The organism is Nocardia sp. NPDC004278, assembly GCF_053602975.1.
Genome location: NZ_JBSGEQ010000077.1, coordinates 1 through 14,073, shown reverse-complemented (window position 1 = coordinate 14,073; position 14,073 = coordinate 1). Strand labels below are relative to the sequence as shown.

Below are 14,073 nucleotides of genomic sequence, written 5' to 3'. Positions count from 1 at the left end.
CCGCTACGACGTGTACATCAAGACAGCCAGCAATACACGAGCACCCAAACCAGCCGGGCCGCGACCACGCCGAAGAGCTTAAAACTCAAGCTAGGCCGTGTTTTGAAAGTGGTGTAGTTGGGGGCGCTGCGTGGCGGCGCCCCCAAGTGTCTGGAGTTTTTTGAGATCTGTTGCCGCCGTTGGCATGCCGGTGGCGATATGGCGGGTCGAGCGGACCTGACCGATGCCCAGTGGACACCGTTGGAGCCGTCGCTGCCCCGGAACAAGAAGCCGAGCCGCCCGCCGAAGTGGACGAAGCGGCCGCTCATCGATGGGATCCGGTGGCGGGTCCGGGTCGGGTCACCGTGGCGGGACGTGCCGCTACAGTATGGGCCGTGGCAGACGGTGTACGGGCTGTTCCGCCGCTGGCAGCGCACCGGGATCTGGGCGCTGATCCACGCGCGCAAAGAGTCGGTCCGCCACAGCGTTGACGGACCGACTCTTTGCGGGCCTGGTCAGGAGGTCGGAGCGGTTTCGGCGCTTTCCGCCGTCGACTTCACCATGGCCACTGTGATGGCGAGGCACAGGATGTAGAGCCCCGTAGTTACGAGGAATGCTGCCGAATAACCTTTGGTAGCGCCTCATTCATCGGGTGCATCCCGATGGCGTGACTGGTCGCGGTCGCGGCGACGGTCGCGAGAACGGCCAATCCGACTGCGCTGCCGATCTGCGAGCTCGCGGTCAACAGCGCGGAGCCGATACCCGCTTCGGAGCTGTCGATACCCCGTACGCCGATACCGGTGCTTGCTACCGCCGGCTTCACCGGCTCACCCGCCGGCGCAACCCGCCGCCACCGAGCCCAACCCCACCGAGCCAGCACACCGCTATCGCAAGCCGGGCAACAAATTTCACCCGCCACCAAACGGGCCTCGACCCGAACCGGATCGACCTCTACCGTGACCATCAGTGCCTTCCGCACTACGCACGGCACCCCCGCCGAATCCGCCAAGACTCACAAGCGAGGGTGTCGTGCACCAACAGTGCTCGTCACCCTGACGGTGCAGACGAATCCGATCAACCCCTGAACAGGCGCCGACCACCCCATCGGCCACCTCGATGACGGCTCAGCCGCCATCATCGGCATCCCCAATGACGCTCAACACCGGTTCGGCGGGTACGGGCGCTAATGGGTGCGGGGTGAATACGGATGTCCCGGTCGGGACAGGGAAATCGGCACCGATCGGGGCGGATTCCACGGGGGTTCGGTGCTGTTCCCGGCTCCATGGACGCTTCGTAGCGGGGCCGATGTCAAGCGGAACGTGAAAACAACTCCCGGTCCCACAACCCGACTCGATCTGCGATGAATTGCGAATAGCGCGAGAGCGATTCGACTCCCGTTACCAAGCACGTTCCGCCTCAGCCGGCGAGTCGGCCCCGGATGTTCGAGCCCGGCGACTCCGCGGCTGCCGAGGGGGAGATCGACTGGAGTCGGATAGGTCTGCGTGGCACCGCCATTTCGAGGCGCGGAGAGTGAGCTCGGCACGGTAGCCAGTGACGCACCAACGCGCGGAAGTCGTGCGGTGGTGCGATGATCCTGACGCACTGTGTGACCGCATCGGCACCGCTCGCTCGCCTGCCCCTCGACTGACTCGCTGATGGAACCGTCTGTGCGAATCAGGGAACCGTCGAGTCGGTGGCGGGAGGTGCCGGTTGGAGGCGGCGGAAGTGGGCGTCCGTCTGCGCATCCACCGGGTAGTACAGCTCGATCGAGATCTCTTCGAGGGTGATGTCCAGCGCCGTGCCGAAAGTGGCGGTGGTCGAGAAGAGAGAGAGGACCTCGCCACGATGTCGAAACGTCATCGGAGTCGCGATCTCCGTTCCGATCGACACGAGGGCTGCGTCATCCCCGGGACCGGCTTCGAGAAGCCGATCGTAGAGCTCAGCGACGACAGGGTCGCGAGTCCGTGCGACCTGCCGTGACAGACGAGCACGTAGGACCGCACGCACCTGTGCGACATTGACGACCCGTCCGCCCAGTCCGCGCGGGTGCAGAGCCAGCCGAACCAGGTTGATCGGCGGGACAAGTAGCTCCGCGTCGGCGTCGGCGAGGAACGGCCCCACCGCATCGTTGCTCAACACAATGTTCCAGCGCTGATCGATCGCGAGCGCTGGAAACGGCTCGTGCGCGCGGAGGACCGATTCCACGGCGTGGCGCGCCGATCTGAGTTCCTGCCCGTCGAGCGAGCGTTGACCGTAGCGGGGCGCGTACCCTGCGGCGAGTAGCAGCCGGTTGCGATCGCGCAGCGGCACATCGAGGTGATCCGCGAGACGAAGTACCATCGCCGCGCTCGGGTGCGACTTTCCGGTCTCGACCAGGCTGACATGCCGCGCCGAGACCTCGGCGGCGATCGCGAGGTCGAGCTGGCTCAGGCGACGGTGAGTCCGCCACTCCCGCAGCAGTTCGCCGACGCTCTTCATTTGCCACAGCCTAGCTAGCCGGACGGAGCCGATCCATGACATCCGATTTCATCGACAGCCGCCGCTGGCGCCGAGAGACTTCAGGCATGACCGATCAAAACAAGCACGATCAGAACAAGAAGCTGGTCCACGAAGTGGTCACCCAGTTCGTTGGACGCGGCAACCTCGATGTCGTCGAGTCGCTCCTGCGCGAGGATTTCGTCGACCACGCCGAGGATGTGCCGCACACGAACCGGGCCGACTGGATCGCAGCCTTCAGGAACTATCCTCTCCACGAGATGCGGATCGAGATCAGCCGGCTGTTCGCCGAAGGTGACTACGTCATGATGCTCTCCCGTAGGTGGGTGCCCGGCGGGGCGCTGATTGCCGTGGCCGACGTCTTCCGTATCCAGGATGACCTGATTGCCGAGCACTGGGAGGTCGTCCAACCACTCCACGAGAGCGACCACAACCCGTTCGCCTTGCTCTAGACGAATCACGGGCCAGGTATGTCATGATCTCCCTTCCGGGACCCGCCGCCGGAATGCCCTCCGTTGCTCCAGGAGGACATGTCAACCGCCGACGCTGCGGTTCGAAAGTGCCCTCGCGGTCGCGGGGCACCTCGATCTGCACATGACCGGTCGACTCGGTCGGCACCGTCTTGGGGCGGTTTCCGTTGCGCACGTTGGTGGTTTCGCGGTCCTCGGGCGCCTGGTTCTTGTCGAACCCGAGGTGATCGGTCATCTCCTCGTTCAACGCGGTCTCGAGGACCGTCTTGGTGAGCTGTTTTAGCAGCCCATCCGGCCCGGTCAGGGACAACCCCCGCTCCTTGGCCATCCGGACCAGCTCCGCAGCGGCCAGCTCTTCAGCCGACGCCTCGACCGGCTTCTTCTTCCTTGTCACCGCATCAAGTGTCGCCATGGTGGCACCTTCCCGCTGAACTTCATTCAGCGAATCGGGCCCGGAACCACCGTTAGATCCAGTATCAGGATCTTGGAGTCGGCCGGTTCGCTATCGACGCGCACAAGCACACCCACACCGCCGTCTGCGCTGACGAGCTCGGCCGGAAACTGTCCACCAAAACGATCGCAACAAGCAGCACCGATCATCTGGCACTGCTGAAATGGGCACGGGCACAACCCGATCCGGAAAGGATGTGGGCGCTCGAAGACTGCCGGAACATGACCCGGCGCCTGGAAAGCGACCTGATCGTAGCCGGTGAGCGAGTGGTCCGTGTTCCACCGAAACTGATGGCCCATGCCCGGGATTCGGCGCGCACCTACGGCAAGTCCGACCCGATCGACGCCTTGGCCATCGCCCGCGCCGCATTACGCGAACCCGATCTGCCGGTGGCTCGGCTCGATGGAGTCGAACGCGAGATCCGGCTGCTGGTCGACCATCGGGAGGACCTCGTTACCGAACGCACCCGGATAATCGCACGGCTGCGCTGGCATCTGCACGAGCTGGACCCGGGCTGGATGCCGCCGGGCAAGCTCGAGCGCACCAGCGCCTACGACCGCGTCGCAGCACACCTGGCCCAATTCGACGGGCTCGTCGCCCGCTTGGCGGTGACCCTGGTCGAGCACTGCCGACGGCTCACCATCGAGATCGACGAACTGGCCGGCGAGATCGGCGAACGAGTGCATCAGGTCGCGCCGTCACTGCTGGCCATCGTCGGTTGCGCGGCCCTGACCGCGGCGAAGATCATCGGCGAAACCGCCGGCGTCGACCGGTTCCGATCCAAGGACGCCTTCGCACGCCACAACGGCAGCGCACCGCTACCGGTCTGGTCGTCCAACCGCGCGCGCCATCGCCTGTCCCGCACCGGGAACCGGCAGCTCAACGCCGCGCTCCACCGCATCGCCCTCACACAGGCACGCTGCCACCCAGACGCACGAGCACTGCTAGCCAGACGCAAAGCCAAAGGCGACGGCGGCATGGAGGCGCTGCGGATCCTCAAACGCCGACTCTTCGACCTCGTCTACCGCGCCATGATCACCGACCTGAACCACCACCTAGCCGAAACTCCAACTACTGCTTGACAGAGGAGCAATCCACAGTCCCAACCGCAACCAACCACCTACGAAACTTGTTGTCGAGGACAAGTCCTACCGACAGCGGCAGAAGGCCGATGCGCGACACGAAGACTACGATGTTGTGGTGTGGCGATGAGCAGTCGTGGGCGTGTCGGTGGTCTGCCCGCAGCCACCGCCGATTTCGTCGGTCGTGATCGTGAGTTGGAGACGATCAGCACTCTATTGTTGGGTTCGGCTCGGTTGATCACGTTGACCGGGCCGGGTGGGATCGGCAAAACCCGGTTGGCGGCCGAGACCGTGCGCCGCTACCACAAAGCCAGGGGTGTACCGGTGTATTGGGCGCGGTTGGCGCGGTTGGTCAGAGGCTGCGACCTCGCCGCTGTTGAGGAAGAAGTCGCCAAAGCGGTGCTGGATGTCGACTTCTCCGGTCGGTCGGTGTTCGACGCGCTGGTCGAGACGTTCACCGTCACTGATGGGGCGGGTCGGGACCGGCAGACGGTGTTGGTGCTGGACAACTGTGAGCACGTCGTGGCCGGTGCCGGTGGGTTGATCACCGAGCTGCTGGAGGCGGTGCCGGGGCTGGCCGTGGTGGCGACCAGCCGCGAGGCGATCGGCTGGGTCGACGAACACCTGGTCGAGGTGCCCCCGCTAACCCGCAAGCAGGCGTTGGCATTGTTCCGGCAGCGAGCCGAACTGACCGGCCACACCATCAGCGAGCTCGAACAGAGCACCATGGTCGAGTCGATCTGTCGCCACGTGCACAATCATCCGCTCTATATCCAGCTGGCTGCCGCACGGCTGTTTCGGCGACCGCTGTTGAGTGTTCTCGACGAGTTGAGCGGCCGAGCCGACGACAAGCGGATGCGCTGGTCGCCCGGACCCTGGTTCGGAGCCGACCCTCGTCACCGGGCGGTCGGCGACGTCATCGCCTGGTCCTACGACCTCTGCGATGACACCGAACGCCTGTTGATGGACCGCATGTCGGTGTTCGCCGCGGGCTATGACCCCAACCCGCAAGACAACACCGGTGACAGGGCCCTCGACGTCGGAGCCGACCTGGAAGCAATCCAGGCGGTCTGCGTCGACGACCCCGGCGCCGTTGCGGCCGTGACTGTGATGGCCGATGAGGTCGAGGGGGTGCTGGAGCGTCTGGTCGACCAGTCGCTGGTGTCGGTGCACATCACGGCGACGACCGTGCGGTATTCGCTGTTGGAAAGCATTCGGGTATTCGCCCAGCAGCGACTGGATGAGCGTTCCACCGGCGAAGTGGACGAACCGGCCCGGCTGGCCGCGCGCCACCGCCGCTACTACCGCGACAAAGTTGTGTACGCGGCGGCCCACTGGTTCGGTCCCGCTGAGAAGGACCTGCTGGATTGGGCGCGTGCCGAATGGGACAACCTGCTGACCGCGATCGAGTCCAGCCTCACCGCACCGGGTGAATCCGCACTCGGCCTGGAGATCTGCGCCGGGCTGCTAGGCCTGCGTGTCCCGTTCTTCGCGGGCTCGCTGCGGGAGATCCGCCGCTGGACCGAACGCACCCTGGCAGCCACTCGGACCCTGTGCCCGCAGCCGATCGAACTTCAAACAGGCGCCCTGGCCCAGCTCGTGCTGCTCACCCTGTGTCAGGGGCAGAGCGAGGACGCCGAACGGGTGCTCGAGGACTGCATCACCCTCTGCCTGCCCGATGCCGGGGCCGGCTGGCGGCAAGACCCCGACACCGATGTCGGCCTGCCCGCTCCCGCCGAATTCGCGTGGGGCGCCGAGCTGTTGCTGGCCCGCAGCGACCCGCGAGCTGTCACCGTCTCGATCCGTGCCCGTGACAAGGCCCACCACCTCGGCGACGACGGCGCCGCCGCGATGTGTGAATTGTTGGCCGCGCTGGCCGCGGGCCTGCTCGGCACGCCGCAACAAGCCCACGAGATCACCCGAGGCCATCTCGCCCACGCCACCGCGTCCGGGGCATCGTGGGCGAAATCCTGGGCCGAACTGGCCCAGGCGATTACACTCACCCGACACGGCAACCCCACCGAAGCGCTCGCTATCGGACGCGCCGCGCTGGCACACCAACTCCCTACGGGCGACCAGTGGGGTGCGTTGTGGGCGGTGGAAATCCGGATATGGTCGCTTGCCCAGATCGTTAGCGACACGATCGCCGCCGAAAATCCCGACAGAGCCACCCTCACCGCCCTGGCCACCGAAGCCGCTCACCTCGCCGGAGGGACCAAAACATTCCGCGCCCGACTCGGCGTCGACATCGAGAAAATGGGTCCCTTCGGCGCTGAAACCGCCAAAGCGATCGGCATCGCCCGCCGCGTGCTCGGCGACACCACCTTCACCGCCGCCGAAACCCGAGGCTCTCGGCTACGCCCCGAACTGGCCGAGGTCCAACAGCTCGCCCTGGGCACGCTGCCCATCGAACAACCACCGACACCCCGCCCCACCCGCGGGGACACCCGATCGCCCTGGAACGAACTGTCTCCCGCGGAACGGCAGGTCGCGATCCTGGCAGCAGCCGGATGGGCCAACACAGCCATCGCCGCACGCCGAGGAAACTCCCCCAGAACCATCGACGCCCAGATCAGCGCCATCCTCCAGAAACTGGTCATCACCTCACGCGCCGACATCATCGGATTCGTCCCCGAAAACCACATCGACCACGTCCGAACCGAGACCACCCGACAACCACACCGATAACCCGGCCGGGTTGGTAGGTGTGCCGATGAGTTTCTTGCCCGAGATCCGGTGATGCGGGGTGTTTCATGAGTGACCGTCTATGAAACACCAGCACGGACAACCGCTGACCAGCACGAACGCCGTTTCATGGGGCGTTCCAAACGAATCGACCGCTGAAACACACTCGTGAAACGGCCGGCCTCGCGCTGGTATCTGCCCTCGAATACATCCAGGTCAGCGCACCAACGGCAGGTTTCTTCCGTATTCCGACCCTCCATCTGTCCCTCGCCGCGGCGGCTGACCTCGTGGATCATGAGCCGACCCACCGATCTTCCCGCCGGGCGCCGAACTCATGTGGACGAACTTGTCGCAGCTTGTCCCGAGATGAACGACCTGGCCCGGCTCGTCGGTGAGTTCGCCACGATCCTGGCCGAACGCCGCGGCAGTGATCTCGACGGATGGATGAAGCAGGTCCGTGAAGCCGGGCTGACTGAACTCGACCCGTTCCTGCGCGGCCTCGACCAGGACCACGGCGCCGCGATCGCCGGCCTGACGGTGTCTTTCAGCAACGGACCGATCGAGTGCGTCAACACGAAAGCTGATCAAGCGACAAATGTATGGCCGGGCCAGCTTCGAGCTACTCCGACACCGCATCCTGCTGGCATAACGGTCACCACCGGAATTGAGCCCCCACGTCACCACCGAAAGTGCGACAGAGCCGTTTACTGGACAGACCCTGGTGAGTCGACTTTACCGTGGTTGTGGGTTGGTGGTTCCCGGTCGTTTCGGTGTGGATCGGCGGGTTTCGGTGCGGACCTGGTCGATGGTGTCTTTGGGGATGTGGTCGATGATGTACTCGCGTGAGGTGATGCCCAGTTTCTGGAGGATTGCGGCCATTTGGGCATCGATGGTTCGTGAGGACTTCCCGCGTCGATCGGCGATAGCGGGGTTGGTCCACCCGGCCGCGGCCAGGACAGCGACCTGCCGCTCGGCCGGGCTCAGCTCACGCCAATGCGATGCACTGGCCTTGTCTGGTGTGGTGTCGATGGTCAATGTGCCCAGGGCGAACCGTTGCACCTCATGGAGCTCCGGACGTAGCCGGGCACCCCGGGTTTCCGCTGCGACAAAGGCAGCAGGGCCGAGCACCCGGCGGGCCACAGCAACAGCCTTATCGGATTCATCGGCGAATGGCCTTATCTCTTCGAGGTGGATACCGAGTCTGGTGCGGAGGGTTCTGAGCCCGCCGGCCAGGTGGGCGATTTCGGTGGCCAGGGCGACCGGCATGGTGCGGTCGGAGTGGCCGGCGGCGAGCGAGTCGGTGATGAGACGTGCCAACGACCAGGTCCGAAACTCCATCACCATCCACCCGGCAAACTGATCGCCGGCGGCGAGTTGATATGCCAGCGAGGACCGTTCGAGATCCAGCGCCTCGGTGGGGTCGCCGTGCCTGGTCAAGGCGATCGCCCTGGCGAATTCGGCCCAGGACTTTTCCCATGGCGCTCCGGAAGCACCCGCGCGGTCGAGGCAACGCCGGGTGAGCTCGTGGGCCTGCCGCGCGGTTCCCACCAGGCCCGCAGCCACAGCCAAAGCGTCTTCGCTCCTCGACGCAGCGACGTAGTCGCCGAGGGCATCGAATTTGTCCCGAGCGCGAATGAAGGCGGCGATGGCGCGAGCGTCGCGGTGTACGAACAGCAGTTCCACCCCCCACGTGTGTTCGACGGGGGCGGGCAGGCCGATATCGGTGTCGGCGGTGTGCCGCCAGTTCCGCCTGGTGTCCGGGTCGGGCAGGCAGGCGGTGACACAGTCCTCGAGCATCCGCTCGGCATCCTCGGGACAGCCCTGGACCAGGGCGAACAATGTGACGGCGGCCATGGCCCCGATCTGGAGCTCGACAGGCTGTGGGGTCAGTGTCTGGGTGGCGTCGAGGCAGCGTTGGGTCCAGCGACGCATTTCTCCTACCGCACCGCCAACGCCAACCGATTGCAGGGCAGCGAGCCCGAGACAGATCTCCAGACCGACGCCGGCCTGACCGGGAGTGGTGATGCTGGTCTCGATCGCGGTCAGGATATTGGCCCAGGCCGCTCGAGCCCACTCCAGCAGATCCTGTCCTTCGGGGCTGAACCAGTGGGCTGCGGCGTCGGTGATTGCGTGGTGGTAGTAGCGGCGGTGCCGCTCGGCCAGCCGGCGGGGTTCGTCCACCGCGGCGGTAGAGCGTTTACCCAGCCGCTGCTGGGCGAACACTCGTAGGCTCTCCACCAGGGAATACCGCACGGTGGTGGGTGTCATGTGCACCGACACCAGCGACTGATCGACAAGGTGCTCGAGTAGACCCTCGATCTCGTGGCGGGCCAGGACCATACCGGTATTGCTGTCGTCGGTTGCGTTGTTCTCGGTGTTTTCGTCGTCGGCGCAGATGGTTTCGATGGCGTCGAGGTCGGCGCCCACCTCCAAAACAGCGTTGCCGTCGACGTCGTCGGGATTGGCGGCATAGCCGGCGGCGAAGACCGACAGGCGGTCGAACAGCAGGCGTTCCTTGTCGCTGCACAGCTCATAAGACCAGGCGATGACGTCGACGACCGCCCGGTGGCGCAGGTCGGCGCCCGCGCGAGGTCCATGCGACCAGCGCAGTCGGGTATCGCCGGCATGCCCGGTGAGCCCGTGCAGGATCACCGTCAGAGGCTGGCGCAGCAGGCGTGCGGCCGCCAACTGGATGTAGAGGGGGTGGTTGTTGATATGACGGCAGATCTCGGCGGCTGCCGCGGTCTGCTCGGTGCCGGTGACGGGGTGTCCGGCGAGTTCGGCCCGGTCCCGGAACAAGGCCAGAGCGTGGCGGTTCGACAGCGGCGGGACGGTGATCAGGTGTTCGTCGACCCAGCCGAGGGGTTCACGACTAGTGGCCAGAACGGTCAGTCCCGGTACCGCCTCGAGGAGGTCGACGATCAACTGCCCGACCCCGACGAGGACGTGCTCACAGTTGTCGAGCACCAGCACGGTGCATAAAGTACGCCCGGTCGGGTCGGTACGGGTGAGAGTGTCGACGAGAGCGTCCCACACCGACCGTCCAGAGAAGTCGGCCTCGATCACCGCATGGGCAATTTCTTCGGTGACCGCAGTGGCATCGGAGCCTTTGACCAGTCGGGCCAGCCGTACCCAATACACTCGGGTTTTCCTGGTTTCGGCCTTGCCGAATCGGCGGACGGCTTCGGCCGCCAAGCGGGTTTTCCCGATCCCGCCGGAGCCGGTGAGAGTGATCAACCGGGCCGAGCCCCCCAACAGGAGGAGGCCGATTTGCTCCAACTCACGGTCTCGGCCGACGAAGCTGTGAGCGGGGGCGGGAAGGTTGACTGCGCCTTCCCGATGCCTGGCACGCACACAACGAATTGTAGTCCCCACAAGGGAGAGTTACCGGTGGCATGAAACCCAGCAACACGACCCCGAGACCCAGGGAAGACCAGAGTCTCCAGGAAACCGGGGGAACCGTAGGTATCGCTTCGTCGACCTACTGGGCAAAGCCAGCGCCTCTGCGGCATCATCGGATGCCGGTCTGGATGATCAACTCCTGCCGCTGCGGGTACCGGCGTTGGTCGTTGGTGTCGTGCTGATCTGCCTGGGCTTAGCAGCCCTGGGCTGGCTGCACGCATTGGTACGCGACTACGGTGGCGTCCTGGTCGTCCTCGCTTACGCGCAGTACATGACCGTGGCCTCGGCTCTGGAAATATGGGGCCTGCGCCTGCGCGGAAACCGGCTCCGGCGCACACGCCCACCGAAGTCCCGCCGCCCTACACCGCAGTCCGCCGAGCGAGCCTCGAGGCAAGCCCCGAGGCTCAATGCCCGATTTCGTGGACGACGGCCTCGGCGCGTACTTGCAGGACCGCCGCCAGGACCATCCGCGACATCGACATGTTCGACATGTGCCCTGCCAGTGTGATCACCGCGTGCGCGGCGGCGCGGCGGCATTCCTGGATCAGATCGACGAACGCTGGTGGCAGCATTCCGGTCTCCGGTGGCGGTTCGTGGAACACGGTCCCCAGCTCGTAGCCGAGCGCGCGGGCAGCAGCCCGTAACGTGTCTTCACCGGAATCGCGGTCGCGATCACCGATCAAGTCATCGCGCAGGTACCCGTAGGCAAGAGGTAGTAGTGCAGTCATCATAGAAGCCAGTTCCGCATCGACCGACCACCGCAGACAATCGCCTGCGCCAGCCGGATGGATATGTTCGCCGTAGCCTCGCTGGCAAAGCCGAGCCCGGCACCGGTAGCCACTCGTATCCAGTTGCTGACCGCGACCCCACTGGGCGTCGTTGCCCGCCTCGGTTTCACGTCGTTGTGCACCGCAGGGGTCGCCATCGTCGCCGACAGGCATCAATGGCGCGGTGGAACGCTCCATACCGGCACCTGTGCCCGCCGACACCTCCTACCGTCGTCGCATAGGTAGACAACGCACATCGGGAAAGAACGAATTGCTTCCAGACCACTACCTAGATATGTGGGGTTGGGCGGTTCACCATCCGGTGTCCGAGGGGTTTCACCGGCACTTGACATATCACCTCGCAGTGGCAGTGTGCTTGGGTGAGGCCGGGGTCCCGGAGTGTGATGTTCGGACACTGGTCGAAACGCCGCAGGCTCAGTCGTGGTGAAGCGATCGGTCGGTACTGGATCTATCGGTGTTTCCGGCCTGATTCGCTGACTGGTTGGTCAGCGGGAAGGTGCCGTGATGACGACACTTGATGCCGTGGCGAAGAAGAAGGCTGAGGCGTCGGCCGAGCAGCTGGCGGCGGCGGAGTTGGTCCGGATGGCCAAGGAACGGGGTTTGTCTCTGACCGGCCCCGATGGGCTGCTCAAACACGATGTTGCCCTCGTCGAACACCGCCGACCCCGCGGCGAACCTGTGCGACACTTGCACCGAAAGTGCCTCTCCCGAACTCGATGACTGCTACGTAAGGAACAGCAATCACCGCAGGCCGGAAGGCGCTTTCCTCATTCCAGCACCTCGACCCGACCAACCACCCGACCCGACCAACCACGCCTGCGGAGATCGAGGCTAAGCGGCACTGCATCAGCTGGCGGTGATCCGTGGTGGTCGTGGGCGGGCGATGCTGAAGAGGTGGCTGGTGGTTTCGATGGCGTCGGCGTCGCCCTGCACGCGGAGACGTCCTGCCGAGATGGCGGCGGTTGCGGTGGTGGGGTCGCGGCCGATCTCGGCCAGAGTGCTGGCGCCGTCGAAGATGAGGATGACGTCGGGGTCCTCGGCGTGACCGGGGAGCGTGTGGAGGGTTGCGTGATCGATGAGGGCGTGCAACGCGTCGGTGCCGATCCTGAACTCGACGGTGAGGGTAATATCCCGGGCCGGTTCCGGCTGGAACATCGCCTGCAGCGACGAGGTGATCCAGTGGATCTGGAAGGCGTCATCCTCGCGCTTCTCGCCGAGTAGCCGCAGGCCCCATCGGGCGAGTTCGGTCATCGCCGGTTGCAGCTCCTGACCGAGCGGGGTCAGCTCGTACACCTTGGATGCGGCCGGCGGGGGCAACGTCAGTCTGGTGATCACGCCCGCTTGCTCGAGGGTCTTGAGCCGGGCGGCGAGCATGTCGGTGGAGATGTCGACCAGACCGGCGAGCAGGTCCACGTAGCGCTTGGGTCCGTCGAGCAGCTCTCGGACAACGAGCATGGACCAACGCTCGCCCACCACGTCAAGCGACTTGGCCACTGCGCAGTACTGGTTATACGAGCGTGACGCCATGCACCCATTTTATCCGACAACCCCAGAGAAGACTTGGAAATACAAAGTTAGTAATTGACTTTTCCAAGCATGCCAGCCAGGCTGGTCGTGTTACCGGCCCCAAAGCGGCACGGGAAGCATCTCGATGACGGCTCGGAAGGACCCCCATGACCCTTGTTGACGCTGACCTGGCCACCTCGCTGCCGGTCGAGCACCTGTGTGACTTCCAGATCGAGTTCCAGGCGATGCACACGTTCGCGACGCCGCTCGGTACGCGGATGACCGCCGTGATCGAACGCGGCACCGCCGAAGGCGAACGGCTGCGCGGGCAGTTCCTACCCGGCGGCGGCGACTGGATCCTGGTCGACTCCGACCGCGTCGCCCACCTCGACGTTCGCGCGACCTTGCAAACCCACGACGGCGCTGTGGTGTACGTGACCATCACCGGCCGCGCGCTGCTGTCGGGCGAGGCGATCAGCAGACTGCTCGCCGGCGAGACCATCGGCTGGCAGGAGATGTACGCGCGAACCGCTCCGCTGTTCGAGACCGGCGCCGACGACTACCGCTGGCTGAACTCGACCGTGGCCATCGCTGTCAACGAGTTGTCGCTGAGCCATGTCCACTACCGCGTCTACCGCGTGAAGTGAGCCGTCCCCCCGCACACCGACCACCTCTGGGAGTAATCTGCATGTCCACGCTCGATGTCCGTCAGCTCTTCGACACCTACGCAGCGACGTTCGCGACCCGCGACGCGGACGCGATCGTCACGCTGCACTCACCTGACACGCAGTTCTGGCTCCGCGACGGCGGACAGCCCGTCTCGGGGAGGAGCGCGGTCCGCGACGCCTTCGCCGCCCTGTTCGAACAGTGGCCCGGCCTCGGGTTCGAAACCCACAGGTTGATCACCGGCGCCCGTCACTGGGTCCTCGACTGGGCCCTCACCGCAGTGATCCCCGGCCCAGACGCCGCCGCTCGACCCATCCGGTTCGACTGCCTCGACGTCGTCACCCTCGACGCGGACGGGCTGGTCGCCCGCAAGGACACCTTTGTCGACCACGGACAAGCCCAAGCCGCGCTGACCGCCGAACCGACCCAACCTGGCAGCAACGGCTCATGACCACGAAAGTCGGGCTGTTCCTCCCCGCCCGCGAGTCACTTCTCGCCGGCGCATCGACCGCCGACGTGCTGGACTTCGCCGAACGAGCCGAGGATGC

General features: G+C 65.4%; 11 protein-coding genes and 2 pseudogenes. 8 read left to right on the top strand and 5 right to left on the bottom strand.

Annotation, left to right across the window (positions count from 1 at the left end):
• The first annotated feature begins 198 nt into the window (after window positions 1-198).
• Window positions 199-573, top strand: coding sequence for a transposase (locus tag ACWEO2_RS43635; RefSeq protein ID WP_452410760.1), 375 nt, complete (start codon window positions 199-201; stop codon window positions 571-573).
• 1,080 nt (window positions 574-1,653) lie between these two features.
• On the opposite strand, the gene ACWEO2_RS43630 is transcribed toward ACWEO2_RS43635, so the two are convergent.
• Window positions 1,654-2,457 (bottom strand): helix-turn-helix domain-containing protein, encoded by an 804-nt coding sequence (locus ACWEO2_RS43630; RefSeq protein WP_452410759.1) that lies wholly within the window; start codon window positions 2,455-2,457, stop codon window positions 1,654-1,656.
• 35 nt (window positions 2,458-2,492) lie between these two features.
• Here ACWEO2_RS43630 and ACWEO2_RS43625 point away from each other — a divergent pair, with 35 nt between their 5' ends.
• On the top strand, window positions 2,493-2,927 hold the full coding sequence (locus tag ACWEO2_RS43625; RefSeq protein ID WP_452410758.1) for a nuclear transport factor 2 family protein: 435 nt from the start codon (window positions 2,493-2,495) through the stop codon (window positions 2,925-2,927).
• A gap of 79 nt (window positions 2,928-3,006) precedes the next feature.
• Here the strand turns inward: ACWEO2_RS43625 and ACWEO2_RS43620 are convergent.
• Window positions 3,007-3,357, bottom strand: a pseudogene (locus tag ACWEO2_RS43620) (transposase); the annotation flags it as partial.
• Between the two features lie 92 nt (window positions 3,358-3,449).
• On the opposite strand from ACWEO2_RS43620, the gene ACWEO2_RS43615 reads away from it, so the two are divergent.
• From ACWEO2_RS43615 to ACWEO2_RS43605, 3 genes are all read left to right on the top strand, one after another.
• Entirely contained in the window at window positions 3,450-4,478 is a 1,029-nt protein-coding gene (locus ACWEO2_RS43615) for an IS110 family transposase (RefSeq protein WP_452410762.1), read from the top strand.
• A gap of 126 nt (window positions 4,479-4,604) precedes the next feature.
• Window positions 4,605-7,166, top strand: coding sequence for an AAA family ATPase (locus ACWEO2_RS43610; protein ID WP_452410757.1), 2,562 nt, complete (start codon window positions 4,605-4,607; stop codon window positions 7,164-7,166).
• Between the two features lie 291 nt (window positions 7,167-7,457).
• Window positions 7,458-8,009, top strand: a complete 552-nt coding sequence (locus tag ACWEO2_RS43605) for a hypothetical protein (protein ID WP_452410761.1) — start codon at window positions 7,458-7,460, stop codon at window positions 8,007-8,009.
• Here the strand turns inward: ACWEO2_RS43605 and ACWEO2_RS43600 are convergent.
• Both ACWEO2_RS43600 and ACWEO2_RS43595 read right to left on the bottom strand, forming a co-directional pair.
• Window positions 7,896-10,517 carry an ATP-binding protein gene (locus ACWEO2_RS43600; protein ID WP_452410756.1) on the bottom strand — a complete coding sequence of 874 codons (2,622 nt, stop codon included), beginning with the start codon at window positions 10,515-10,517 and terminating at the stop codon, window positions 7,896-7,898. The two genes, ACWEO2_RS43605 and ACWEO2_RS43600, sit on opposite strands and share 114 nt — an antisense overlap.
• 452 nt (window positions 10,518-10,969) lie before the next feature.
• Window positions 10,970-11,296, bottom strand: a complete 327-nt coding sequence (locus ACWEO2_RS43595) for a hypothetical protein (protein ID WP_452410755.1) — start codon at window positions 11,294-11,296, stop codon at window positions 10,970-10,972.
• Between the two features lie 561 nt (window positions 11,297-11,857).
• Between ACWEO2_RS43595 and ACWEO2_RS43590 the strand changes: the two are divergent.
• Window positions 11,858-12,043: pseudogene (locus ACWEO2_RS43590) on the top strand (IS256 family transposase); the annotation flags it as partial.
• 156 nt (window positions 12,044-12,199) lie between these two features.
• Here ACWEO2_RS43590 and ACWEO2_RS43585 read toward each other — a convergent pair.
• The gene (locus tag ACWEO2_RS43585) at window positions 12,200-12,880 is read right to left on the bottom strand and encodes a winged helix-turn-helix transcriptional regulator (RefSeq protein WP_452410754.1); all 681 of its coding nucleotides are present in this window, start codon (window positions 12,878-12,880) and stop codon (window positions 12,200-12,202) included.
• A 146-nt stretch (window positions 12,881-13,026) separates the two neighbouring features.
• Between ACWEO2_RS43585 and ACWEO2_RS43580 the strand changes: the two genes are divergently transcribed.
• Entirely contained in the window at window positions 13,027-13,506 is a 480-nt protein-coding gene (locus ACWEO2_RS43580; protein WP_452410753.1) for a DUF3237 domain-containing protein, read from the top strand.
• Window positions 13,507-13,547: 41 nt separating this feature from the next.
• Window positions 13,548-13,976: a nuclear transport factor 2 family protein gene (locus ACWEO2_RS43575; protein WP_452410752.1), complete on the top strand. Its 429-nt coding sequence runs from the start codon at window positions 13,548-13,550 to the stop codon at window positions 13,974-13,976.
• Window positions 13,977-14,073: the final 97 nt, after the last annotated feature.